General features: G+C 56.3%; 26 protein-coding genes. 11 read left to right on the top strand and 15 right to left on the bottom strand.

Annotation, left to right across the window (positions count from 1 at the left end; translation table 11 throughout):
• Positions 1-116: 116 nt before the first annotated feature.
• From GFER_RS14480 to GFER_RS14460, 5 genes are all read left to right on the top strand, one after another.
• Positions 117-929, top strand: a complete 813-nt coding sequence (locus GFER_RS14480; protein WP_052446453.1) for a glycerophosphodiester phosphodiesterase — start codon at positions 117-119, stop codon at positions 927-929.
• Between the two features lie 59 nt (positions 930-988).
• A complete protein-coding gene (locus tag GFER_RS14475) occupies positions 989-1,300 on the top strand; it encodes a hypothetical protein (protein WP_040100576.1) in 312 nt (103 codons plus the stop codon).
• Between the two features lie 93 nt (positions 1,301-1,393).
• Positions 1,394-1,774, top strand: a complete 381-nt coding sequence (locus tag GFER_RS14470) for a hypothetical protein (protein ID WP_040100575.1) — start codon at positions 1,394-1,396, stop codon at positions 1,772-1,774.
• 14 nt (positions 1,775-1,788) lie between these two features.
• Positions 1,789-2,949 (top strand): ABC transporter permease, encoded by a 1,161-nt coding sequence (locus tag GFER_RS14465; protein WP_040100573.1) that lies wholly within the window; start codon positions 1,789-1,791, stop codon positions 2,947-2,949.
• Positions 2,942-3,619 (top strand): ABC transporter ATP-binding protein, encoded by a 678-nt coding sequence (locus tag GFER_RS14460; protein ID WP_040100571.1) that lies wholly within the window; start codon positions 2,942-2,944, stop codon positions 3,617-3,619. Before GFER_RS14465 ends, GFER_RS14460 begins: the two co-directional genes overlap by 8 nt.
• Positions 3,620-3,687: 68 nt before the next feature.
• Here the strand turns inward: GFER_RS14460 and GFER_RS14455 are convergent, their stop codons facing one another.
• Positions 3,688-4,227 carry a PH domain-containing protein gene (locus GFER_RS14455; protein ID WP_040100570.1) on the bottom strand — a complete coding sequence of 180 codons (540 nt, stop codon included), beginning with the start codon at positions 4,225-4,227 and terminating at the stop codon, positions 3,688-3,690.
• On the bottom strand, positions 4,227-5,537 hold the full coding sequence (locus tag GFER_RS14450; protein ID WP_040100568.1) for a M48 family metallopeptidase: 1,311 nt from the start codon (positions 5,535-5,537) through the stop codon (positions 4,227-4,229). The genes GFER_RS14455 and GFER_RS14450 overlap by 1 nt, the downstream gene beginning before the upstream one ends.
• A gap of 285 nt (positions 5,538-5,822) precedes the next feature.
• Between GFER_RS14450 and typA the strand changes: the two genes are divergently transcribed.
• The 3 genes from typA (at position 5,823) to amrA (ending at position 8,953) form a co-directional block, all read left to right on the top strand.
• On the top strand, positions 5,823-7,637 hold the full coding sequence (typA, locus tag GFER_RS14445; RefSeq protein WP_040100566.1) for a translational GTPase TypA: 1,815 nt from the start codon (positions 5,823-5,825) through the stop codon (positions 7,635-7,637).
• Between the two features lie 440 nt (positions 7,638-8,077).
• Positions 8,078-8,251 carry a hypothetical protein gene (locus GFER_RS19145; RefSeq protein ID WP_167334953.1) on the top strand — a complete coding sequence of 58 codons (174 nt, stop codon included), beginning with the start codon at positions 8,078-8,080 and terminating at the stop codon, positions 8,249-8,251.
• A gap of 150 nt (positions 8,252-8,401) precedes the next feature.
• Complete coding sequence (gene amrA, locus GFER_RS14440; RefSeq protein WP_040100564.1) at positions 8,402-8,953, top strand: AmmeMemoRadiSam system protein A; 552 nt, start codon at positions 8,402-8,404, stop codon at positions 8,951-8,953.
• 337 nt (positions 8,954-9,290) lie between these two features.
• On the opposite strand, the gene GFER_RS14435 is transcribed toward amrA, so the two are convergent.
• From GFER_RS14435 to GFER_RS14405, 7 genes are all read right to left on the bottom strand, one after another.
• Positions 9,291-9,722 (bottom strand): Fur family transcriptional regulator, encoded by a 432-nt coding sequence (locus tag GFER_RS14435; protein ID WP_040100561.1) that lies wholly within the window; start codon positions 9,720-9,722, stop codon positions 9,291-9,293.
• A 60-nt stretch (positions 9,723-9,782) separates the two neighbouring features.
• Entirely contained in the window at positions 9,783-10,532 is a 750-nt protein-coding gene (locus GFER_RS14430; protein WP_040100560.1) for a cytochrome c biogenesis CcdA family protein, read from the bottom strand.
• Between the two features lie 9 nt (positions 10,533-10,541).
• Positions 10,542-11,078, bottom strand: coding sequence for a TlpA family protein disulfide reductase (locus GFER_RS14425; protein WP_052446452.1), 537 nt, complete (start codon positions 11,076-11,078; stop codon positions 10,542-10,544).
• Between the two features lie 63 nt (positions 11,079-11,141).
• Positions 11,142-11,543 (bottom strand): metallopeptidase family protein, encoded by a 402-nt coding sequence (locus tag GFER_RS14420; protein ID WP_052446451.1) that lies wholly within the window; start codon positions 11,541-11,543, stop codon positions 11,142-11,144.
• Entirely contained in the window at positions 11,540-12,004 is a 465-nt protein-coding gene (locus GFER_RS14415; protein WP_052446450.1) for a PaaI family thioesterase, read from the bottom strand. The genes GFER_RS14420 and GFER_RS14415 overlap by 4 nt, the downstream gene beginning before the upstream one ends.
• A gap of 11 nt (positions 12,005-12,015) precedes the next feature.
• Positions 12,016-13,365: a sigma-54-dependent transcriptional regulator gene (locus tag GFER_RS14410; protein WP_040100558.1), complete on the bottom strand. Its 1,350-nt coding sequence runs from the start codon at positions 13,363-13,365 to the stop codon at positions 12,016-12,018.
• Positions 13,366-13,375: 10 nt separating this feature from the next.
• Complete coding sequence (locus tag GFER_RS14405; protein WP_052446449.1) at positions 13,376-14,482, bottom strand: two-component system sensor histidine kinase NtrB; 1,107 nt, start codon at positions 14,480-14,482, stop codon at positions 13,376-13,378.
• A 183-nt stretch (positions 14,483-14,665) separates the two neighbouring features.
• Between GFER_RS14405 and GFER_RS14400 the strand changes: the two genes are divergently transcribed.
• Genes GFER_RS14400 through GFER_RS14390 form a run of 3 tightly spaced genes read left to right on the top strand, consistent with a single transcriptional unit; the run spans position 14,666 to position 17,279 of the window.
• Positions 14,666-15,610 carry an AEC family transporter gene (locus GFER_RS14400; RefSeq protein ID WP_040100557.1) on the top strand — a complete coding sequence of 315 codons (945 nt, stop codon included), beginning with the start codon at positions 14,666-14,668 and terminating at the stop codon, positions 15,608-15,610.
• On the top strand, positions 15,607-16,614 hold the full coding sequence (locus GFER_RS14395) for a glycosyltransferase (RefSeq protein ID WP_040100556.1): 1,008 nt from the start codon (positions 15,607-15,609) through the stop codon (positions 16,612-16,614). The genes GFER_RS14400 and GFER_RS14395 overlap by 4 nt, the downstream gene beginning before the upstream one ends.
• Positions 16,614-17,279 (top strand): 50S ribosomal protein L11 methyltransferase, encoded by a 666-nt coding sequence (locus GFER_RS14390; protein ID WP_327050341.1) that lies wholly within the window; start codon positions 16,614-16,616, stop codon positions 17,277-17,279. The genes GFER_RS14395 and GFER_RS14390 overlap by 1 nt, the downstream gene beginning before the upstream one ends.
• 72 nt (positions 17,280-17,351) lie before the next feature.
• Here the strand turns inward: GFER_RS14390 and GFER_RS14385 are convergent, their stop codons facing one another.
• The 6 genes from GFER_RS14385 to GFER_RS14360 form a co-directional block, all read right to left on the bottom strand.
• Positions 17,352-19,337 (bottom strand): methyl-accepting chemotaxis protein, encoded by a 1,986-nt coding sequence (locus GFER_RS14385; RefSeq protein ID WP_040100554.1) that lies wholly within the window; start codon positions 19,335-19,337, stop codon positions 17,352-17,354.
• A gap of 186 nt (positions 19,338-19,523) precedes the next feature.
• Positions 19,524-20,492, bottom strand: a complete 969-nt coding sequence (locus GFER_RS14380) for an ROK family protein (protein ID WP_040100553.1) — start codon at positions 20,490-20,492, stop codon at positions 19,524-19,526.
• The gene (locus GFER_RS14375) at positions 20,489-20,902 is read right to left on the bottom strand and encodes an ExbD/TolR family protein (RefSeq protein WP_040100552.1); all 414 of its coding nucleotides are present in this window, start codon (positions 20,900-20,902) and stop codon (positions 20,489-20,491) included. Before GFER_RS14375 ends, GFER_RS14380 begins: the two co-directional genes overlap by 4 nt.
• Entirely contained in the window at positions 20,903-21,505 is a 603-nt protein-coding gene (locus GFER_RS14370; RefSeq protein ID WP_040100551.1) for a MotA/TolQ/ExbB proton channel family protein, read from the bottom strand.
• 188 nt (positions 21,506-21,693) lie between these two features.
• Positions 21,694-22,191 carry an HIT family protein gene (locus GFER_RS14365; RefSeq protein ID WP_040100550.1) on the bottom strand — a complete coding sequence of 166 codons (498 nt, stop codon included), beginning with the start codon at positions 22,189-22,191 and terminating at the stop codon, positions 21,694-21,696.
• 32 nt (positions 22,192-22,223) lie between these two features.
• Positions 22,224-22,718, bottom strand: coding sequence for a metallophosphoesterase family protein (locus tag GFER_RS14360; RefSeq protein WP_052446448.1), 495 nt, complete (start codon positions 22,716-22,718; stop codon positions 22,224-22,226).
• Positions 22,719-22,833 lie beyond the last annotated feature (115 nt).

The raw sequence follows: 22,833 nt of genomic DNA, 5'->3' as shown, positions 1-22,833 counted from the left end.
AGGCTCGACCAGAGGACATTGCGCCGGCTTTTCCACACTGCTATCCTTTGCGACGTCATGCGGTTCCCGGTCGGAGAATACCCTAGCTGCGACCGGCTATTCTCAGGAGAAATTCCATGCCTTCGGCTTATCTATCCCTGCCTCGCCCTCGTCTATTCGGTCACCGCGGAAGTTCCGCCGCGTTTCCGGAAAACACCCTGCCCGCCTTTCAAGCTTCAGTGGACGCCGGGCTGCCCTATCTTGAACTCGATGTCTGGGCGAGCTACGACGGCGCGGTGGTCGTGCACCACGACCCGACACCGGCACGGACCTGCGGCATTGATGTTGCGATCAGCAGCCTGCCGCTGGACGAGTTGCTCTGCCTTGATGCAGGCTTTAGCTATTCGACTGCCGATGGCGGGAATTTTCCTTTTCGTGGCCGCGGAGTGCGGATTCCGACCCTGGAAGAAGTGCTGCTGGCATTTCCCGACACGCGCGTCAACATCGAAATCAAGCAGGCGTCGCCGCCCATTGAAGGGCTGGTGGTCGAGACTGTTCGTCGCTGCAAAGCCCAGGAACGCGTCCTGATTGCTTCAGAACACGACGAGGTCCTTGCACGACTGCGTCCTCTATGCCCCGAGATTCCGACCAATTTCGGATTTCTTGAAACCACCGCTTTTTTCAACTGGGCCCGCGGCGGTTGCAGTGGAAGGTATCAGCCACCCGGCCAAGCCCTGCAGATTCCTCCACACTGGCAGAGGCAGAAACTGGTGACTGTGGAGTCTTTGGCGGCTGCCCACCTGGCAGGCGTTGAAGTTCATGTCTGGACCATCAACGACCCCAATGAAATGCGCGCACTACTGGCTCTTGGCGTCGATGGGCTAATGAGCGACTATCCGGATCTACTTGCAAAAATCGCCATGGGAAACAACAGTTCATCCCATTCCTGATCCAATTTCGGAGCGCCGCCACTTGACAGCGCAAGGCGCTCCACCCTAAAATTTATTTTATGTCTCGACTGCTGCGAAAAATTGTCATTCTGCCCCTGCTGCTGACGTTGCTGCTCGTCATGAGCAGTCCGACACATTCGGTTGCCGTGCCGGAAAAAACGTGCTGCGCCCACGCTGGTCACGACCCTGCACCGGATGTCGCCGACGTGTCAGTCGAATGTCCCTTTTGCGGTGTCGTATCCTTTGATCTGACAACTCCGTTTCCCATTCACGCCTATCAGACCGAATCGCGGTCTCTCCCTATGGGCCCCGCAGCACCCAACCCCTCCCAGTTTTTCAGCGTCATAGACTGGCCACCCGAACGCGGCTGAGATTGATCCTGAAACTATTCGTGCGTCTTTTTTCCGCCCTTCCTCCTCGAGGAAGGCGGGCAATTACCTTTTTTTGCTTACAGGAGATCCATCATGAAACAAGCGGTCCGCGCATTGTTTGCCGTTACGGTTATAGCTGTGCTGCTCGTGTCCTTGTCCGCCTGCTCGGAGAATACCCCCGCGGCGCTAAACATCAACGATTTGCGCACCGATCCCGGTGCCTTCACCGGAACCCTGACCGTTACCGGGATTCTTGGCGCTTTTTCGCAAAACGATCCGCAGATTTTCGGCATCATGGACAAGAGCGAGTTGCAGTGTACCTCACCCAACTGCAATAAGTTCTATCTTCCAGTACGTTATGCAGGCCCCGCGCCCGCCTACGGCGATGAGCTTGTGGTCACAGGCAGCTTTATGCCGGGGACAAGTCTGTTTGCAGCAACCGACATAAAAATCGTGCGTAACCACAACCTCTAGGAGAACAGCCATTCATGAATGTTTTTCAGATGACCGTGCGCAACGTCACGCGACGCCGCGGGCGGTTTCTCTTTACCCTCATGGGCATCACAGTCGGCATTGCCGCCCTGGTGACCTTTCTTGCCCTGGGCGGCGGACTCAAACGCGAAATCCAGCGTGAAGCCAATGCCCTGGGCGCTCATCTCATCGTCACTCCCAAGGGCTCCTGCGCCTACGAGCAGGTCTCGATCCTGGCCGGAGAACCCCTGCCCATCAATATCACCGATGACGAGGTGGCGCGCGTCGCCGCCATCAACGGCCTGGAGGCGGTTCCGCTTATTACTGTAAAGACCGGTGTCAACAATCAGCCGGTTCCCATCACCGGTGTCCCCGTTGCGCAGATGAAGGAATTCAAGGAGTGGAAGGTCGCCGAAGGCCGCTATTTCACTTCGCCCGAGGACGCCGGCATCCTGGTCGGCGGTCGCCTTGCGCACGAGGAGCGGCTCGCCATCGGCGACCACCTGAGAGTACGCGGCACCGAGATGCCCATCGTTGGTATTCTGGAAAAAACCGGCAACCGCGACGACAGCACCCTGTTCATCCCTCTGCCTGTCGCCCAACGGCTTTTTGAAGCCGGCGACATGGTGTCTTATGTCCTCATTCGGGTCGACGATCTGTCACGGGTCGACCAGTACATTCTTGAAATTCAGGAAACCGTCAACCTCGGCGTGGTGTCCGACGAGCAACTACTCGCTTCAGTTCTCGCCATCGTCGGCACCGTTGGCACCACCATGCAACTGGTTGCCGTGGTGGCGGTGTTGGCGGCAGCCTTCGGCATCGTCAACACCATGCTCACCGCCACTTACGAGCGCCGCCGGGAAATCGGCATCCTTCAGGCCATGGGCGCAAGGCGCCGGACTATCTTTACCCTGTTCATGCTTGAATCAGGCTTTTACGGGTTGCTTGGCGGCATTACCGGAGTCATCACCGGCCTGATAGCCGCGCGCATCGCATCGCCCCTGATCAGCAGTAATGCCTTTACCAGTTTCGTCCATAACGGTGATGCCGCAATGCTTGACTTTTCGCTGTTGGTTAACGCAGTTGGATTTTCTCTGATTGCCGCTGTCGCGGCTGGAGTGTACCCGGCCTGGCGCGCGTCTCAACTCTCACCCGTGGAGGCGATCAGCTATGAATAAGCTTGCTCTGCGTACCGAAGGGCTGCATAAAACCTACCAGCGAGGCCGCATCAAAACCCAGGCTCTGCGCGGAGTCAGCCTTGCCATACCGCGCGGCACCTTTTGCTGCATTGTCGGCCCTTCCGGCCACGGAAAAAGCACCCTGATGCACATGCTCGGTGCCCTTGATCGGCCCACCGCCGGTCAGGTGTTTATCGAAGATCAGGATATCGGCAGTCTATCCAGCAGCGCCCTGGCCGCTCTCCGGGCGCGTCGCATCGGTTTCGTGTTCCAGTTTTTCAATCTGCTGCCCAATCTCACCGCCCTGGAAAACGTAACCGCGGCCATGATGTTCTCCAACCGCGAAAAAGCCCAGCGCGCCGGTCGGGCCCGAGAATTGCTCGACCTGGTGGGGCTCTCAGATAAGTACAAAGCACGCCCCAATGAGCTTTCCGGTGGTCAGCAGCAACGCGTCGCCATTGCTCGCGCACTGGCCAATGAGCCTGACATTCTGCTCATGGACGAACCCACCGGAAACCTCGATTCGGAGGCTGAAGCCGAGGTCATGGCTAACATCGAACAGCTTCATCAACAAGGTAAAACCATCGTCATCGTTACCCACAGCGCTGAAATTGCTGCTCGCGCTCAACAGGTCATCCGAGTCAAGGACGGCGTTCTGGTGAAAGAGTAACTTCGCCATCAAAAAACAAAGGCGGGCCATCCAGGCCCGCCTTTGTTTTTTGAGGAGCAATATAATTACTATTCAGGTTTTTCAGAAGATGTCGCAAAAGTCGGCGGTTCATGCTCGGCCATGGCTTTTTCAAGAATGGCGGTCAGTTGCTCGGGATGCTCGATGCAATGAAAGGTCAGAGATTTCTTTTCATGCGCGACGAACACCTGCACATCGGCCAGATGCTGTCCATGGGGGTGCAGTCGGTAGCCGCTCACCTTGTCCAGGTCGAGGCTCCGCCGACGCGACTGTATTAACCCGCGCTGCACCAGCAAACGCCGGTTACTTGCGCCATAGAAAACATTTTCCCATTCGCGCCTGGCCAGGATGTAGTGGCCGACGGAAAACCACAGTCCTGCAGCAAAAAGCGGCAGCAGAAACCATCCCAGCAAAGCAGGACCGAATCCCGTAGGCAATCCCAGGCCCGTTATTTCCCAATAAATCGCCAGAGTCAACAGCAGTAGGCCAAGAATCGTTCTGCGCCAATTGCGAAAGGTATAGCACCGAGGCGCGGGCTTGGATTCCCAAAGCAAAGTCTCCTCGCTCTCCAGCAACGGGGGCCAATCCATCAACGTCCCTCCAGGGCGCGCAAGCGCTGGGCGGCAGCCTGCCCCAGGCGACCGTCGGGATCGGCCTCGACAATATTGCGATAAAGAGTGATTGCCTTTTGCCGCTCACCGGTTTTTTCGTAGCCTTCAGCCAGCAAATAACCGCCCTGCAGGGTGGCCAGCAGTTCCATGCTCCGCTCGAGATGGCGCACCGCCTCTGCATTTTCGCCGCGCTCCAGAAGGACAAAACCAAGCCCCATACGTGATTCATAATAGTTGCCGTCGAGATCCACCGCGCGCTGGAGGTAGCGACGAGCCGGGACCATATCCTCAGCCTTGAGGGATGCCAGTCCGATACGCGTGTAAATCAGCGATTCGTTGGGAGCCGCCTCAAGCGCCCGTCGATAGGTGGCAATAGCTTCAGGCAACTGGTTGCGCGCTTCGAGTTGTCGGGCTTGATCATAGAGGTCAAAACCTCTCTGTTTTTCCCGCAAGCCGGCAGTGGCCTGCTGGAACTCGCGTGCGTTAAGGGTGAAACCCGCAGCAGCCGTCGCTTGCTGATAGGTGTTTTGAATATACTGTTGATTGTCGAGCATGCGCTCCCTGGAGAACGGGTGGGTGCGGAACAATCCTCCAACCCAACTGGGTTGAGCGCCGCCTTCAAGTTCGCGATAAAATATTTCCTGAAGCTGCACCGCGCCCTGCGGGTCATAGCCGGCACGCACCATGTAGTCGATTCCCAGGCGGTCGGCTTCGCGCTCCTGTTCGCGGCTATAAGTGTTATCGACAAGTGTTGCGGCTATCTGCGCGACCTGCTGAGAGAGGGGTCCGTAAGCGGCGTCTCCGGCGACACCTGAAACCACCGCCAGGCCGACGCCGAGCAGGGCGCCACGCTGCATGCCTGCCACGGAGTGACGCGCGGTCACGTGTGCGACCTCATGACCAAGTACCGAGGCGAGTTGCCCTTCATTGCCCATGACCACCAACAAGCCGCGAGTGATGGCAATGGGGCCGCCGGGAAGAGCGAAGGCGTTCGGTGTGGAATTATTGATCACGGCAAACTGATAGGGCAGATCGGGACGGTGACTGTATCGGGCCAGACGCTGCCCGACGCCATCGACGTACGCGTTCAGCGACTCGTCCGGGTAAATGCCACCCATCTGCTGAAGGACCTGGGGATAGGTTTTCTGGCCGATGGAAACTTCTTCCTCTTCCGAAATCTGGAAGAGAGCCAGTTCCTTGCGCCCGGTGACCGGGTTGACGGCACAACCGGCCAACCAAACCAATGCAAGCACAGCCATGAAGACTCTTGCGTAGCGTCGCGCACTCATAAAGGCATCCTTTCATTATTTAGCTCATAACGCCAGTCACGCGAAGTTTAAACAATTCTGGCCGTTTGGCAAGCGCTGGTGCCCCCTGCGGCTCATCCTGTCTTCGAATCCCGGCTCTTTTCGGCGCTGCCTGCGTTGCCGACGCCTTGAAACCAGCAAAAATGCCTCACGCACGGACAATCTAGACCAGCGACCAAATATTTAACTGGCTTTTTCCATCAAACATCAATACCCTAGTAGGGTTTTGCCCTACCCCACTTAAAGCAAAGATTCGAGGAGACTTTAATGCCCCAGAACATTCGCAACATCGCCATCATTGCTCACGTCGACCACGGCAAGACCACCCTGGTGGATGCCATGCTCAAGCAGTCGGGCATCTTTCGAGAAAATCAGGTCATCACCGAACGCGTCATGGACAGCAATGATATTGAAAAAGAACGCGGCATTACGATCCTGGCGAAAAATCTCTCTATTCGTCACGGCGACCTCAAGATCAACATCGTCGACACCCCCGGACACGCCGATTTCGGCGGCGAGGTCGAACGCGTTCTCAAGATGGTCGACTCCGTCCTGCTGTTGGTCGATGCCTGCGATGGGCCCATGCCGCAAACCCGTTTTGTTCTGAAAAAATCCCTTGATCTCGGCCTTAAGCCCATTGTCGTCATTAACAAGATCGATCGCCCCGGCGCCCGCCCCGAAAAAGTCGTCGACATGGTCTTCGACCTGTTCTGTGAACTCAACGCCAATGAAGAGCAGCTCGATTTTCCCATTGTTTTTGCCAGCGCCAAGGAAGGATACGCAAAACGGGAAATGGCGGATCCCTCCGACAATCTGGAGCCGCTGTTCCTCATGATCGGTGAACGAGTCGCACCGCCTGAGGTCGATCCCGACAAGCCTTTCCAAATGCTTGTCACTCACATTGATTATAACGAGTACATTGGGCGCATCGCCACCGGAAAAATTTTCAACGGCCGCGTCAAATCCGGCGAAAGTATCGCCCTGGTCAAGCGCGGCGGAGAAATCGTGCGCGGTCGGGTCACCAAACTGCTCGGCTACGAAGGGCTCAAGCAGGTGGAAATCGATGACGCGATCGCCGGCGACATCGTCACGATTGCGGGCTTTGAGGGAATCGGTATCGGCGAGACCTTCGCCAGCATCGAAGAGCCCCATGCCCTGCCCTACGTTTCCATCGACGAGCCGACCATTTCCATGAACTTCATGGTCAATTCATCCCCCTTTGCCGGACGCGAAGGGAAGTTTCTCACCTCACGCCAAATCCGCGAGCGGCTCACCCGCGAACTGCGCACCAACGTTTCATTGCGCGTACAGGACACGGACAATACCGACACTTTCAAAATTTCCGGACGCGGCGAATTGCATCTTTCAATCCTCATTGAAAACATGAGGCGTGAAGGATATGAATTGGCAGTGTCCAAGCCCGAAGTCATTTTGCGCGAGATCGACGGCCAGGTATGCGAGCCCACGGAGTACCTGGTCGTCGACGTGCCGGAGGAATATCAGGGCACGGTCATCGAAAAGCTCGGCATGCGCAAGGCAGAGATGGTCTCCATGCAGCCTATGGACGGCGTCAATCGCCTTGAATTCATCGTCCCGGCACGTGGCTTGATCGGGTTTCGTACCGAATTTCTCACCGACACCCGCGGCACCGGCGTTATGACGCATACTTTCCATGAATATGCACCCTTCAAAGGCCACATCCAGGGTCGCAAGAACGGCGTACTCATCGCCATCGAGCACGGGGAAACCGCCGCCTATTCACTGTTTAACCTGCAAGAGCGCGGGATTCTTTTCGTCGCCCCCGGCGTCGAAGTTTATGAAGGCATGATCCTCGGTCAGAGCGCCAAAGAAAGCGACCTGGTAGTGAACCCCTGCAAGGGCAAAAAACTCACCAACGTGCGCGCCTCAGGCAGTGACGATACTATCCGTCTAACCCCGCCACGCAATCTGAGCCTGGAGCAGGCCCTCGAATTTATTGGTGATGACGAATTGGTGGAGATCACCCCCAAATCGATCCGCCTGCGCAAGAAATACCTGGACGCCAATGACCGCAAAAGGCATGAAAAGAAAAGTGGTCTGTAAATTTATTGCAACTCTTCAGCAGGCGCCGCAGGGCGCGGCGGCATCGCGTGCGGCAAAAACTCGCCTGCGGCTCAAACATTTGCCGCAGCACTCAACCGCCGCACCCTGCGACACTGTCGGACGTCGCAGGTTTTTTGTTACAATTTATTTAACCCGGCATCAATGGTCAGACCAAATACATTGGGCAATCTAAAATGGGAGTTGAACAGGGATAATTTTCATTCCGTTCAAAAGGTTAACTGTTAATTCATCAAACCACAAACCACCGCGATAAAAAAAAATATAAAGGCGGTGTAAAGGGCAAAACACAAAAGAGACAACTCACTGTTTTTTTGTGTTTTTTTCTGGCTTTCCCGCTTGCCTGACCGTAGTTTTTGAGGTAAAATTCTTCGCAACATTGGGATTTTTTACCACATACCTAACCAGGCCGAGGTGACGACATGATCGAATGCCCCATATGCAAAGGCAAGACCCATGTAGAGATCGACACACATTCCGACGGATTCGCCGAGAACCTTCAGGAATGCGGCGATTGCGGCGCCCTGTGGACCACCAGGGGCGAGCAGAACATCATGCTCCACGGAGCTACTATCTGCCGGCCGGCCATCCAGTAAATATAAAATTTATCACTGACGCCAAAGCGAGAAGGGGCAAACCTTTCTCGCTTTTTTCTGTGCGGGAACCGCTTGAAAAAAGGAATTGATCTGATTATAGTGGGGCGGCTCTGACTTAATCATTCCGTTTCGCCCCCCAAGGAGGCCCGCTTGGACAAAGAACTGACCGAAAAGGATAAAAAAATCCTTCTCAAAGCCGCTCGCAAGGCGATCACCGACTTTGTTACAACGGGTAGCTTCGAGCCTGAACCGCGCGAAGAAAAATCCCTTAACCGGCGCAATGGCTGTTTTGTCACTATCAAGCAAAAGGGACAATTGCGCGGTTGCATCGGCAACTTCCAATCGGAACGGCCTCTATTTAAGGAAATCGCGGAAATGGCCGTGGCCTCGGCCAGTAAAGATCCGCGCTTCTATCCCATGAAAAAGGAGGACCTCGCTGATTTTACCTTGGAAATTTCCGTTCTCTCGCCATTGAAAAAAATCGAGGAAATTGAAGAAATTGAAATCGGCAGACATGGCGTCTACCTCGAAAAAGGCTTCTACCGCGGAGTTCTATTGCCCCAGGTCGCTTCCGAGCATGGCTGGGACCGCAACACCTTTCTCAAGCAAACCTGTATCAAGGCAGGCTTGCCCACCAACGCCTGGCAAGGCGACGATACCGACATCTACATTTTCAACGCCCAAATCTTCAGTGAGCAATAATCGGCTTTCCGCACGAAAATTTCGCACGCCAAATCCTGATTGACGTAAATTTTCAAATGTCCGACTTTGATCACAAACGTGGAAGAAGTCTGGTCGCTCCGCTTCAAACGCTGCTCGCCTCCCAATGAAGACACCGAGCAAGCACCTGCAACATTTCAGTGATTTTCATTTTCACTAAAAAGCCATATATACTCAACTGCACTGCCAATTGTGTCGCCGGGCGTGGCAGTTGAGTGACGCGGCAAATGTTTGAGCCGCAGGCGAGTTTTTGCCGCAAGCGATGCTGCCACGCCCGGCGACACGCGCCGAACATTTGCAAAAAAAGAAAAAAAACCTTTCAGGGTTTGCGGCAGTCGGCGCACAGCCCGTAAAGTTCAAGACGGTGATCGAGAATTTTAAAATTGTGTCGCCGGGCGACCTCGTCTTGTAGGGTTTCAATGCGCGAATCTTCGAATTCGATAATGCGCTTGCATTGGGTGCAGATGAGGTGATCGTGATGTTCTTCGCCAACCACGAACTCGTAGCGGGTCTGACCGTCGCCGAATTGATGTTCTTCGGCGATACCGCACTCGGTAAACAGCTTTAGGGTACGATAAACCGTGGCATAGCCGATATTCGGGTGTTTCTCACGGATACGCAGGTAGAGTTCTTCAATGGAAAGATGAGAGCCCGCCTGAAGAAATTCTTCCAGAATGATATCGCGCTGTTGTGTGGACTTAAGCCCCTTATCGGTCAGGTAGCGGCGAAACTTTTCGCGAATTTTTCCCATGACGGCTCCAGTTGAAAATGATATGCATAGCGAGTTTTGGTGCACAAGTCAATAAATGAATCAACCAAGGACCGGCATCCACTGATAGAGATAACCCGTCAGGTACGCAAACATATTGAAAAAGAGCATAATTCCCACCACCATCAACAACACGCCGGTGAAGATCTCCATGAGACGGATATGGCGCTTGAAGCGATTGAAAACCGAAAGAAAGCTATGAAAGAGCAAGCCGGAGACAAAGAACGGGATCCCCAACCCCGCAGAGTATGCGGACAGCAGATAGACGCCTTCGCCTACTCCGCCCGTGGTGCTGGCGGCCAGCGCGAGGATCGCACCGAGAATGGGGCCGATGCAGGGCGTCCAGCCCGCGGCAAAGGCGAGTCCAACCAACAGGGTGCCAAAGAGTCCGCTGGGCTTGCGCTGCAGATGCACACGCTTTTCGCCAAGCAACATGCCGAAATGCAACAGTCCGGTCATATGAATGCCGAATAGAAAGATGAGAACCCCGCCGATCTTCTGGATGACACCCAGCCAATCCCGTAAATAACTTTGGAAGGAATGCGAAGCCCACCCTGCAAGCCCTCCCAAGGTAATGAAAACGATGGAAAAACCGAGGATGAAGGCCAGGGAGTGAAACACCACCGTCCAGCGTACCTTGGCATCCGGATGGGAATCTTTGAGCTGGCCGAATGAAATTCCGGTGATGTAGGTGAGATAAGAGGGAATCAGGGGGAGAACGCAAGGTGAAAAGAAGGAAAGCACCCCCGCTGAAAAGGCGATCCAGAACGTAATGTCGGCGCCGGCCTGCATAAAAAGCCCCTATTCTCCGAGCAACCGGGAGATGTAAGCGATCACTTGGGCATCGGTCCAATCACGACCGCCGATGACATGATCCACCACGATTCCGTTGCGGTCAAGAATGAAGGTCTCGGGAAAACGATAGACGCGATAGAGTTCCTGCACGCGCGCTTGAGCGTCGATGGGAATCGGAAAGCTGTGGGGATTTCTCTCCAGATAGACATCAAGGGCCCGCTGGGCATCCTCTTCGACGTTAACGGCCAGAATCTCGAAATCATCGCGATTGCTGAATCTCTGATAAAGTTTTTCCAAGGCGGGCTTTTCCGCGCGGCATGGCGGGCACCAGGTTGCCCAGAAGTTGATCAGAACAACCTTGCCCCGCAGATGCGAGAGTGTGACCGTGTCCCCATCATAGGTGCGCAAAGTGAAATCGGGAGCAACGGTGCCCACGCGCACACTGGGTGCCGGAGGCGCATCGGGCCTTGGAGCGCCGCCCATGATGAACAAAGTAGCGGCGAGGAGCAGCAAAACAACAAACACAGGGACATAGCGACGCATAGAAAAAAACCTTTCGTTTAAATATTCCAGAATTTATATATTTAATCGTTTGTCGGGATAAAGTCAAGAAAAGCGGTCGTCTTTTTCCTCTTCCCAGAGTTGCTCGATAAGGTCCATTTCATCTTCGCTGAACCCGAAATAGTGAGCGAGTTCGTGCATAACGGTTTCGCGCAGCACACGGGCGAGGGGCTGGCCGGTTTCCTCAGTGAAATTTTCAACGGCTTTCTGGAAAATGATGATCAGGTCGGGCGGCGTACTGACAAAGTCGATACTGCGCTCCGTGAGAGGCCAGCCCATATAGTAGCCAAGCAGATCACGCGGATCTTCCAGGCCGACGCCGGAAAGGATTTCGTCATCGGCCCAGTCATGCACCTGAAACGAGAGATTTTCGGCCCGCGCAAGAAACTCTGCGGGAATAGAAGCAATGGCCCGCTCAACCTGCTCTTCAAACTCCGTACGTGTCATTCTTCAAAGCCCTGACCACGCGCCACGCGAAACACCGAGTGGAAACGAGCAACCTCGCGTTCCTGCTCATCGCTGAGCACGGCCTCGCCGAAAAAACTGCGGCCCTCAGGTCCGCGCACCTCGGCCCGCGCCCTGACCAGGCCGGATCGCACCGGAGCCAGAAAAGTCATGCGCAACTCGGTTGTGGCAAACTGCGAACCTTGCGGCAACAAGCTCTTGATTGCCATGGCCACCGCGGTATCGGCCAGGGTCGTCAACGCGCCGCCGTGCATAAGCCCTGCTCCCTGGGACAACTTGACCCTGAAGACAAGACTCAGCAAAGCGCGACCCTCTGAGGCGCTCTCGATGCGCAAGCCGACAAGATCCTCAAAAGGGGCCGTATCAATCCAGCCATCCAGTTCAAAGGGCAGATTATCCACGGTTTCCATGGGCAGGTCGCCATTTACCAGTAATCGCGACATACAACCACTCCTTATTTGCGTATTCCGTATTTTTCCATGCGATAGATCAGGGTGTGCCGAGGAATTCGCAAAAAAGCCGCGGCCCGCGTTTGATTGCCGTCGTTGCGCCGCAGGGCTTCCAGAACCGCCTCCTTCTCAATATCTTCAAGGGCATAGCCCCCATCGGGCAGATTAAGTACCCGGAGCTGACTTGATTTCGCCGTCGTGCCGGCAACCGGTCGAAAATCCTCGACATCAAGGATATCGCTGCGGCGCAAGATCAGCATGCGTTCCACACAATTCTCCAACTCACGAACGTTGCCGGGCCAGGTATGGGACGCCAGTTGCCGCGACAGTGCGTCACTGATCCGCACACCCTCGCCGCCATGTTTTTTGAGAAAGTGGTGCACCAGCACGGGAATATCGTCAAGCCGCTCACGCAAGGCGGGCAGGTATACCGGAATCACCGCCAAGCGGTAATAGAGATCTTCGCGAAATCGACCGGCAGCCACGGCCTCTTCCAGATTGCAATTGGTGGCCGCCACGACACGGACATCCACCTTGCGTGCGCTTCCCCCAACCGGTTCAATCTCGCGCTCCTGCAGGGCTCGGAGCAATTTGGGCTGCAGATCGTGAGGAAGATCACCCACCTCATCGAGAAACAGGGTGCCGCCGTCGGCTTGAGCAAATTTTCCGGGGCGATCACGCACCGCACCGGTAAAAGCACCGCGAACATGGCCGAAGAGTTCGCTTTCCAAGAGTTCGTGCGGAATAGCGGCGCAGTTGACGGGGACAAAAGGCTCTTTCGCCCGTTCGCTGCCGTGGTGAATCGCGCTTGCCACCAACTCCTTGCCGGTGCCGCTTTCACCAAGCAACAACACGGTGGCCTCGGTATCGGCCACCCGGCGCACCACATCGAACACCTGTTGCATCTTTTCCGAAATCCCGACGATGGAAGAAAAGTCAACGCGCTCATTGAGTTCTTCCTTAAGCCGCGCATTCTCTTCCTGCAATCCGCGGTAGGCGAGAGCTTTGGCCACCACCAGGCGCAATTCATCGCGACCGAAGGGCTTGGTGAGGTAATCGTAGGCTCCGAGCTTCATGGCTTCGACCGCTTTTTCCACGGAGCCAAAGGCGGTGATCACGACCACCAGGGTCTCAGGCCGCTCCTGCTTGATGGCCTTGAGAACTTCGTATCCGGACATTCCCGGCATGGCGATATCCGTTATCACCAACGGGGGCTGGGCGTTGCGGAAAAGCTCGAGACCGACATCGCCGTCAGCGGCGGTCAGGACCTGATAGCCTGCTTCTTCCAGGGAAAATTCCAGCACTCGGCGCAAGGAATCGTCATCTTCGATAATCAGCAAAGAGCGCTTGGACAAAAGAAAACTCCTATGGGTTTGAAGACGAATCGGCAAGGGGAAGGCACAGGCTGAAGGTCGTACCTTCACCGGGACGGCTCTCGACTCTGATTTCACCGCCGTTGCGTCGCACAATTCGTTGGGTAATTGCAAGCCCCAGCCCCACACCATCAGCGCGCGTGGTAAAAAAAGGCGCAAAAATTCGCTCCAGATCAGCGGCCGCGATCCCCGGACCGTTATCGCGAAACTTCAGGCATAAAAACTTGCCATCACGCTGTTGCGCAACGCTGAGAGTTCCCCCCCCAGGCATCGCCTGCACGGCATTGAGCACCAGGTTCAAGCAGGCCTGTTTGATCTGATCGCGATCGCCGAGAATCTCTGCGGCACCCTCCTCCAGAGACAAGCGCACGCCGCTTTTCCGGGCCTGGCCCTCAATCAGAGTAAATACCTCCTGCAAAACCTCCGAGGGCATAAATGCTCCTCTGTCCGAACGCTCCGGGCGCGCGAACTGCAAAAAATTTTCCACGACGGCATTAAGGCGCGCGACCTCTTTGAGCAAAATAGCGGCAAATTCGTAGCGCCGGTCGGTGGGGTCCATCCCATCCTGCAGAATCTCGGCAGTGCCGCTGATGGATCCCAGCGGGTTACGAATTTCATGGGCCAATTCAGCGGAGAGTTCGCCCAAGGCACTGAGGCGGTCGGCGCGCCGCAATTGATCCTCGATCTCCAGTATCTGGTCGGCCTGTTCGCGCAATTTGATGTAGCTTTCCTCCAGCCGCTCGGCGGTCTGCTGGTAGCGGGTTTTCTGTAAGCGTTCACGCTGGGTCAGAAAGCCGGTGATGAAGCCTATGACGTTGTAAATCAGGATTTCAAGATACTGCTCCGGTTGGCTGCCGGGATGATGTCCCCATTGAAAAAGCACATGGGGCGCATAGATGATGGAGATGACAATCGCTGTCGCCATGCCTCCCTTGAGCATGAACCACAACCCCCCGAGAATGATGGGGAGGTAGTAAAGCCGGCGGTAAATATCATGAACATGAACCTTTTCGGTCCCGGTGAAATAATGGAGCGCGGTAATTACCACGATCAATCCTACCAGGAATACCAGGCGAAGATGATTGTCGTTTCTGGGCATAGATTCACTTTACTCGTTGCAATTCAGTTGCAACGCCCGACAGTGCCGCAGGGTGCGGTGTCTGCTGCATAGATTCTTTTACTCTAGCAAAAACAGGCCTGCAATCGTTATTTTGCCATTATGGTTTAAATGTTGGACACTTGCAAACCGAGTGCAGTATCCTTGCGCGGTTTGGAGACGGATATGGCCCTGTTTTTCAACATTCTCGGCATCGTCGCGCCCGTGTTCCTGGTTATCGGCCTGGGCTACGGTCTGCGCCGCGTGGGGCTTATCGACAATCATTTTCTTTTTCAGACCAACCGCCTCGTCTATTACATCGCCCTGCCCTTGCTGCTCTTTTACGAGATCGGCCGGGCTGACTTCTTTGCCAATTTCAACGGCGCGCTGATCCTCGGATCCTCCCTGACCATCGCTCTGGGCTTTGCCCTGTCCTACGGGTACGCCGCTCTGCGCCGCTATCCCGCCGCCGCGCGCGGCGCTTTCAGCCAGGGCGCGTTTCGCGGTAATCTGGCTTATGTGGGCCTGGCTATCATATTCAACGCCTATGGCAGCGCGGGCCTGACGCGCGCCGGCATCCTCATGGGCTTTTTGGTACCGGTACTCAATTTTTTTGCCATCCTGGCTCTGTTGCTGCCCCACAGCAAGGACGGCGGGGATCAGGGGGCGCGTTTCTGGGCGCGTCAATTACTTCTCAATCCGCTGATCATCGCCTCCTTTGCCGGCATTGCCTGGAGCTTTCTGCACCTGCCCATGCCAAACATTCTTGAGAGTACGCTGCGCATCACCACCGGCATGAGCCTGCCCTTGGCGCTGCTGGCTATCGGCGGGTCGTTTTCCCTGGATAGGCTGCGCGGAGATCTCATCAGGGCGTTTCTCGCCACCAGCATTAAAATCGTCTGGCTGCCCTTGCTGGCCACCGGTATTTTGCTGCTTTTCGGTGTGCGCGGCCAGGAGTTGGCCATCGGCGTGTTGTTCGCCGGCACTCCGGCGGCCACGGCAACCTACATCATGGCGCATCAGATGAAAGGCGACGCGGAATTGGCCGGGGCCATTGTCATGCTCTCGACGCTGCTCTCCGCCCTCACCTACACTCTGGCGCTTTACATCTTGCGAAGTTTTGGATTGTGAACAGCCCCCAAGTATCCATCTTGCTCGCAGTACGCAACGAGCAGCGGTTTCTTCCGGCGGCCCTGGCCTCTCTGCAGGCACAAACCCTGCGCAATTGGGAATTGATTGCCGTTGACGACGGTTCACATGATCGCACTGCCGAGATTCTGCAGCGCATGGTTGCTCAGGATCGGCGCATCCGCTACTTCCGCCGCCCCTCCCTGGGCCTGGTTGCCGCGCTTAATTTCGGTCTGGCCCGCTGTCGCGCATCCCTGGTGGCGCGCATGGACGGTGATGATCTCTGCCGACCCCGCCGCCTGGAATTGCAGACCCGCTTCCTGCGTTTGCATCCGGAGGTCGGGCTGGTCGCTTCCGCGGTGCGCCACTTTCCAAGGCTGCGCATCACCGACGGCATGCGTGCCTATGAGCACTGGCAAAACAGCCTGATCGAGCAGGATGAAATCCTACGCGACCTGTTTGTGGAATCACCTTTTGCCCATCCGAGCGTCATGTTGCGCAAAAGAGTTTTACAGCAGGCCGGCGGCTATCAAGATCGCCCCTGGGCGGAAGACTATGATTTATGGTTGCGCCTGGCGCAGTCCGGAGTGCGCTTCGCGCGCCTGCCCGAGGTTCTTCTGGATTGGCGTGACCGGCCCCAACGCCTGACCCGCACCGCGCAAAATTGCAGTGCCGCGGCGTTTCGCGCGGGCAAGATTCATTACCTCAAGCAGAGTTTTCTGCACCGCGCCCAGGAAGTGACCCTGTGGGGCGCCGGCCTCGAAGGCAAAGCCTGGCGAAAATCTCTTGGCGAAGCCGGAATCGGCGTAACACGGTGGATTGAAATCAATCCGCGCAAAATCGGCCAGCGTATCCACAACGCCCCGGTCGTTTCCATCGAGCACCTGCACCCTGGCGGCCCACCCCTGCTGGTCACCATCGGCTCGCGTCAGGCGCGCCCCCAGGTCCGCACCTGGGCCCGACAGAAAGGTCTGAAGGAGGGCGTGGATTTCATGGTCGTGACTTGATGGAGCCAGAAGACTCGGACCGACAGCTAACAAAGGACAAAGGACAAAGGACAAAGGACAAAGGACAAATGACAAAGGACACCTATCCTGCCTTCACCATCGGCAAACGTTTCCGCATTATTCCCCCCGACTGCGCTGCACCTCGGGACGACCGCATCAACCTGATCATCGCCAAGGGCGCTTTCGGCTCGGGGGAGCACGAAACCAGCGCAAGCTGCATCGAAATCCTCGAAGAGTTGCAGGAGGTCAAAAAGGCGCGCATTCTCGACCTCGGCAGCGGCACGGGCATTCTCGCCCTGGCAGCTCTCAAACTCGGCGCTGAGGACGCCGTCTGTGTCGACATCAATCCGGATGCGGTGCGGACCTGTGAAAAAAATTGCCGACTCAACGCCCTGGACCAGCGCGTGCGAAACCTTGCCGGCAGCCTCGACAGCATCGAAGAAAAGGATTTCGACCTGGCTCTGGCCAATATTTACGGAGACCTGCTGCTTGATTTTGCGCCGGAACTCGTCGCGCGGGTGCGTACCGGCGGGTTCTTGCTGCTTTCGGGAATTTTATGGGAGTTTAACTTTGACGTGCGCGCCTGCTACGAAAAGCTCGGGTGCCGGGTGGTGCAAAATCGTATGTTGCAAGAATTCAGCACCATCCTTCTGCAAAAATCCTGAAAAAACAAGGGCGCCCCCTGGGGCGCCCGGCCAATAATAGCGATCAATCTCAGCGGTGTAGGAAACTTTGCATCAAGCCTGCTTGAGACGTTCAAGGCGCTCGACAACTTCCGCACTCTGCTTACGCCGGTCTTCCATCTCTGAAAAAATTCGGGTCGCCATTTGCTGCACCGAATCCACTCCCGATTCGATCTCGCGAGTATCTTTTTCCTGCTTGGCGGTCGCCACCACCATATCATCAGCCATATTGGTGATCTCTTCGATGGATTTGACGATGCTGTGGCTGCCCTGGGCCTGCTCGCGAAAAGCCATGGACACCTGGCCGGCCATTTCACCAAGCTCTTCGATGGATTTTGTGACGTACTCGGCGCTGTGAGCCACTTCCTGGGTTGCGCTGCGGATTTCGCGCGCCATGCCCATGGCCTTGACGGAGCTATCCAGAATCTGACGCAGAGAGGTCTCGGTCCCACGCCCCATGTCCAGGCCTTTTTGCACCCAATCGCGGGTTTTGCCGATGTGCCCTACCGCCTTGTGGGTAGAATCCTGAATCTCCTGGATAATCTGGGTGATGGCTCCCGTCGAGCTGGAGGTTTCCTGTGAAAGACCACGGATTTCTTCAGCCACCACGCCAAAGGAGCGCCCCTGCTCTCCGGCCTGAGCTGCGATAATCGCGGCGTTGAGAGCCAGCAGGTTGGTCTTTTGGGTGATTTCATTGATGACCGTGGTGATACTGTCGATCTGCTGACTCTTCTGCGACAGGGTTTCGATAACCGTTGCGGCATCCTGCACGGCCAAGGCAATGCCTTTGAGACCCTCCATAGTGTTGGTAACCGAGCCGACCCCCTCTTCCGCCTGCTTCTGCACGGTCTCGGACATCTGCTGGGATATGGCGCCGTTTTCCTCGACGCTGCGGATGGTGGTGCTGATCTCGGTCATGGCAGAGATGGAGTTCTCCATAAAATCCGTAAGAAGTTTCATGTTCTGTGAAACCTCTTCGATGGACACGGAAATTTCCGTCGAAGCGGACTGGGTGCTACTGACCGCATCGCGCACGACATCTGCGCCGCCTGCAATTTCGGCAATGGACGCAGCGGTGGAGGCCGTCGCCCGCTTCAAGCTGGAAACCTGGCGCGAGTAATCCTCACGATACCTGGAAAAATCGTCGAAGGTGTGGGTCAATTCACGAATCAGCGCTTCAACCGCCCCGATCAGGTTGATTTTGGTCAAAGCCGCCGAAACCTGATCGGCAAAAAGCTTGACGGTATCCACATCGGTTTCATCCAGGGTCTTCTGCTTGCTCTTGTTGTCCACCGCGAACAAACCGAGCACCTCTTCGTTAACAACGATGGGACAGAGTATGAAACTGCGCGAACGCAACTGGGGAATATCCCGCAGAGGTGGTTCCAGGCGATATTCAGGCGGCATGCTGCGTACGTTGTCAACCAAAATAATGCGCCCGTCGTTATACGCCAGAAACAGGGCTCCGGCGCGCCGGTCCAGTGGAATAACGGGCCGCTGGGCTGGCGCGGCGGCGCCCCCGCGACAGGCGACCCAGTCGAGGCTTTCGCGGGAACTGTCGACCATGAAGACATTAACACGGTCATACCCGAGAATGCTGTGCAGACCTTCCGCGGCAAGATCCAGAACCTCATCGGCAACGATGGTTTTCTGAATATTGGCGTTGATGCCGTGGAAGCTTTTTATACTGGCATTCAGGTCATGGAAGCGCCGCTCAAATTCTTTTTTTTGCACCGCGACCTCTTGGTTGAGTTCATTGAGTCGCTGGGCGCGCTCGTGAATCTGCTGGCTCGACTTTCCGATAAAAAACCCAAAGCAGCCAAGCACTACGGCCGTGCCGCCCCCCATGTACAGAAACAGCGCGAGACTTTCCCCGCCGGCGAGAAGGGCCCTGCCGACTTGTTCCCAGTAGCCGACGCCGGGAGCCCAGAACAACAGCGGGCGTAACAGAATCCAGCCGATGGGCGCCAGAATACCAAGCCCGAGCCCCCCCAGGGTATAGAGTATTTTGCGATCGATATTTTTGCCGGCAACGCTCACAATAGTGCTCCCTAGGATTCCTGTTTCAACCCAGCAGTGCAAGCGCAGTCACGGCCACGACGACCGGCAACGCCAAGAGTTAAGCCATTCCTCATTAGCCACAAACTAACCCACCAACCGATGAAGGTCAAGAAAAAATTAACCCTCTATCATGGTTTGTCCGATTCCGTGATCAGACCCTGTGGGTCATGCGGCCCACACGACATCCGGCTTGCTCCCGAATAGAGCGGCGCCAAGAATTCCGGCATTATCGCCGAGGGTGCCCGCAACGATTTGCAAGCGCCGCGCAGGCCGCTCAAAAGCGCGCCGGAAAAGCTCCTCCTGCAAGGAAGGCAGCAGCAGGTCCAGACTTTCCGCAACGCCGCCGCAAATGACCACCCCGTCCAGATTCAGCAGGTTGGCAACCCCCGCCAAGGCTTGCCCCAGGCGTCGCCCCGCGTCCTGCAAAACCTCGACGGCCAAGGCATCTTCATTTCGCGCGGCCCGGCCAACCTCGGCGGAAGTCAAGGCCTCGGGCTCAAGCTTTGCGAGGCAGGACGCCTGACCGGCCCCAAGTGCAGCCCGCACCGAACGCAAAATCCCCGTAGCGGATGAGTATTGTTCGAGGCAGCCGCGACTGCCGCACCCACAGGGAGGACCTTCAGGCTCGACGTTGATGTGGCCGAATTCGCCCGCGCTCCCATCGACGCCGATCCACAGACGGTCGGCGAGAATCAGTCCGCCACCGACCCCGGTACCTAACGTCACCGTTAGGGAGGAGTGCAGATCCTTTCCGGCGCCCCAGATTTTTTCACCCCAGGCAATGGCGTTGGCGTCATTCATGGCGGCAACGGGAAGCTTTAGGCGTTCGGCCAGGTCTTGCGCGAAGGGTATGCCGTTAAGAAAACCCAGGTTGGGTGCCGTGACCACCTGGCCTTGTGCGTCGACCAGGCCCGGCACTCCGGCGCCAACCGCGGACACCCTTGCTCCTTGATTGTCGGCCCCCTCAATCAGGTTGCGGCATTCAGAGACAAGGCGCTCGATCAGATCCCGGCCTCGTTCATATCCGCGACTGGAAAAACGGCGTCCGTCAAGAACCTGCCCGCCTTCGTCAACCAGGGCCAAGCGGCAATTTGTCCCGCCGAGATCAATACCGATAATAAATTCGCGTTTCATGGGCGTCCCTGCGGATCTTCAGTGGCGATGGCCAGGCGCGTAAAACCGGCGCTCCGCGCGGCGTCCATCAATTCGACGACGCGCCCGTGGCGCGCTTCACGATCCGCCAGCAGCATAAAGGTCATTTGTCCGGCCTGAGGGCCATAGTCATCAAGCCGTGTTTTGAGATCGGCGAAAGTGGTTTTTTGGTCGCCGAGGAAAATGTCTCCTTCGCGCGACAGATAAACCTTGATCTCTTCTGCTTCACGCTCCACAACCTCGGAACCGGCTTCAGGCAGGTGGATGTCGATACCCGGCGCTTCGACGAACGTGGTGGAGATCATGAAAAAAATCAGCAGCAAAAAAACCACGTCGACCATTGGCGTGATGTCGACGCGCACATCGCTGGAGGATCTGCGACGAAAGGCCATTTACTTGTTCCCCAGCAGATCAACGAGATGCAGGGAATACTCCTCCATCTCCAGGGTGATGCGTTCGGCGCGCCCGCTGAGATAGCGGTGGCCGAGGATGGTCGGGATGGCCACGGTCAAACCGGCGGCCGTGGTAATCAAGGCCTGCGAAATTCCCCCTCCCAGGGTTGCCGGCGTACCCACACCCTGCGCGGCGATAACGTTGAAGGCCTGGATCATGCCCCACACGGTACCGAGCAGACCGAGCAGCGGCGAGATATTGGCAATGGTTGCCATCAGCCCGAGATAACGGGCCAGAGGCGCGGACTCACGATTGCCGGCCTCCTCCACCAGGGTTTTGATCTGGCCGCGGTCGCGCCCGGCGACACGCAACGCGGCAATGAAAATTCGCGCAAGGGGCGTTCCCGCCCGCTGACAAACGATGACCGCCTCTTCGGTTTTTTTCAGAGAGACAAGCTGTTCGATTTCGCGTAACAACAAATCAGATCCGCGACTGATACGCAGGTACACATAAACCCGTTCGAGAAAAATAGCCAGGGCGATGACCGAACACACACCAATAGGCCACATGAAGGGGCCACCCTGATTGAACAATTCAAGCATTTATCATGTTTCCTTTCACCGGAACCGAAGTATTTTTTGCATCTTATGCCGCGGCACTCACCCGCCACGGCCTGCGGGGTGATTGGTTATCTCACCCAAGAAATTACGATTCCTTAATAACGATAAGCTAAACCACGCTCAGAATATCACAGGATGAAGGGGAATTCAAAGGCGCGACCGGCTGGGATTTAACCCGGGCGATTTTCGTATTGCCGAAAAGCCTTGCGCAGAAGAGCATAGGTTTCTTCAAGATGCTGGGGCACCACGCGAACATCGGCGAATACCGGCATAAAGTTGGTATCACCGCTCCAGCGAGGCACCACATGGTAATGCAGGTGTTCCGTTACCCCGGCGCCGGCGGCCCGACCGAGATTGAGGCCGATGTTGAAACCGTCGGGATGCGAGGTTTCCCCCAACACCCTACGCGCCAGAGCGACCAGACGGTACATCTCAAGGATTTCCGCCTCGTTGAAATCATCAAGTTCGGCGCTGTGGCGGAAAGGCGCCACCATCAGATGCCCGTTGGTATAGGGGAAGCGATTCATGATGATCAAAGTGTGCTCACCGCGATAAAGCACCAAACGCTTAGAATCCTGCTCCTGCAAGTCGCGCAGGCAGAAAATGCAATCTTCTACCGGCTCAGCATTGATATAGGTCATGCGCCATGGCGCCCAGAGACAATCCATAGGTAAACACTCTCACTTTCTGATCAACACCCTCAACCGCAGCGCAGGATTTCACCGCGTATAGTCTCTCCCAGATACAGTCGCCCCACCGTGGGAAACGGCGCCTCACGTGAATCGGTGGGGCTGCCCGGATTAAACAGCAGCAGGTTGCCGCGCCACTCATTGAGGGGATAGTGACTGTGGCCATAAACCAGACAGTCAAGTTGCGTATCGGCGAATTCACTGAGCAGCCGCTCTTCGAGCCCCTGGGGTGAGCCCCAACCATGAATCAGGCCAATGCGAAAACCCGCCAATTCGATAATGCGCTTGTAGGGCAGATCCGGGTGAGCCGCATCCATGTTGCCGCGCACCCCATAGACCGGCAAGGGACGAAAGGCATCAAGCAGGTCCGCGTTGATCATATCACCCGCATGGATCACGGCCTGCGCACCAGCGAAAAAATTCCGTCCGAGCTGTTCAAGGTAAGTATAGCACTCAGGCCCGCCGCGCAGGTGCGTATCGGAAACCACCCCAACCATTGCGTCCATGAACTTAAACCCTCCTTCCGGATGTCCACAAATTTATCCCATTCTGGCTCGGCGGCAAGCTGGTCAGGCGGTTTTTGCAGCAGGTTCCGCCGATGGCGGCCAAAATCGGCCGCAT

Source organism: Geoalkalibacter ferrihydriticus DSM 17813 (assembly GCF_000820505.1).
Taxonomy (GTDB): domain Bacteria; phylum Desulfobacterota; class Desulfuromonadia; order Desulfuromonadales; family Geoalkalibacteraceae; genus Geoalkalibacter; species Geoalkalibacter ferrihydriticus.
This window is presented reverse-complemented; position numbering and strand designations above follow the sequence as displayed.

What these genes read in the sequence shown, in the direction of transcription:
- GFER_RS14480 (WP_052446453.1), top strand. Translation starts at nt 117, where the DNA reads ATGCCTTCGGCTTATCTATCCCTGCCTCGCCCTCGTCTATTCGGTCAC.
- GFER_RS14475 (WP_040100576.1), top strand. Translation starts at nt 989, where the DNA reads ATGTCTCGACTGCTGCGAAAAATTGTCATTCTGCCCCTGCTGCTGACG.
- GFER_RS14470 (WP_040100575.1), top strand. Translation starts at nt 1,394, where the DNA reads ATGAAACAAGCGGTCCGCGCATTGTTTGCCGTTACGGTTATAGCTGTG.
- GFER_RS14465 (WP_040100573.1), top strand. Translation starts at nt 1,789, where the DNA reads ATGAATGTTTTTCAGATGACCGTGCGCAACGTCACGCGACGCCGCGGG.
- GFER_RS14460 (WP_040100571.1), top strand. Translation starts at nt 2,942, where the DNA reads ATGAATAAGCTTGCTCTGCGTACCGAAGGGCTGCATAAAACCTACCAG.
- GFER_RS14455 (WP_040100570.1), bottom strand. Translation starts at nt 4,227, where the DNA reads ATGGATTGGCCCCCGTTGCTGGAGAGCGAGGAGACTTTGCTTTGGGAA.
- GFER_RS14450 (WP_040100568.1), bottom strand. Translation starts at nt 5,537, where the DNA reads ATGAGTGCGCGACGCTACGCAAGAGTCTTCATGGCTGTGCTTGCATTG.
- typA (WP_040100566.1), top strand. Translation starts at nt 5,823, where the DNA reads ATGCCCCAGAACATTCGCAACATCGCCATCATTGCTCACGTCGACCAC.
- GFER_RS19145 (WP_167334953.1), top strand. Translation starts at nt 8,078, where the DNA reads ATGATCGAATGCCCCATATGCAAAGGCAAGACCCATGTAGAGATCGAC.
- GFER_RS14435 (WP_040100561.1), bottom strand. Translation starts at nt 9,722, where the DNA reads ATGGGAAAAATTCGCGAAAAGTTTCGCCGCTACCTGACCGATAAGGGG.
- GFER_RS14430 (WP_040100560.1), bottom strand. Translation starts at nt 10,532, where the DNA reads ATGCAGGCCGGCGCCGACATTACGTTCTGGATCGCCTTTTCAGCGGGG.
- GFER_RS14425 (WP_052446452.1), bottom strand. Translation starts at nt 11,078, where the DNA reads ATGCGTCGCTATGTCCCTGTGTTTGTTGTTTTGCTGCTCCTCGCCGCT.
- GFER_RS14420 (WP_052446451.1), bottom strand. Translation starts at nt 11,543, where the DNA reads ATGACACGTACGGAGTTTGAAGAGCAGGTTGAGCGGGCCATTGCTTCT.
- GFER_RS14415 (WP_052446450.1), bottom strand. Translation starts at nt 12,004, where the DNA reads ATGTCGCGATTACTGGTAAATGGCGACCTGCCCATGGAAACCGTGGAT.
- GFER_RS14405 (WP_052446449.1), bottom strand. Translation starts at nt 14,482, where the DNA reads ATGCCCAGAAACGACAATCATCTTCGCCTGGTATTCCTGGTAGGATTG.
- GFER_RS14400 (WP_040100557.1), top strand. Translation starts at nt 14,666, where the DNA reads ATGGCCCTGTTTTTCAACATTCTCGGCATCGTCGCGCCCGTGTTCCTG.
- GFER_RS14390 (WP_327050341.1), top strand. Translation starts at nt 16,614, where the DNA reads ATGGAGCCAGAAGACTCGGACCGACAGCTAACAAAGGACAAAGGACAA.
- GFER_RS14380 (WP_040100553.1), bottom strand. Translation starts at nt 20,492, where the DNA reads ATGAAACGCGAATTTATTATCGGTATTGATCTCGGCGGGACAAATTGC.
- GFER_RS14375 (WP_040100552.1), bottom strand. Translation starts at nt 20,902, where the DNA reads ATGGCCTTTCGTCGCAGATCCTCCAGCGATGTGCGCGTCGACATCACG.
- GFER_RS14370 (WP_040100551.1), bottom strand. Translation starts at nt 21,505, where the DNA reads ATGCTTGAATTGTTCAATCAGGGTGGCCCCTTCATGTGGCCTATTGGT.
- GFER_RS14365 (WP_040100550.1), bottom strand. Translation starts at nt 22,191, where the DNA reads ATGGATTGTCTCTGGGCGCCATGGCGCATGACCTATATCAATGCTGAG.
- GFER_RS14360 (WP_052446448.1), bottom strand. Translation starts at nt 22,718, where the DNA reads ATGGACGCAATGGTTGGGGTGGTTTCCGATACGCACCTGCGCGGCGGG.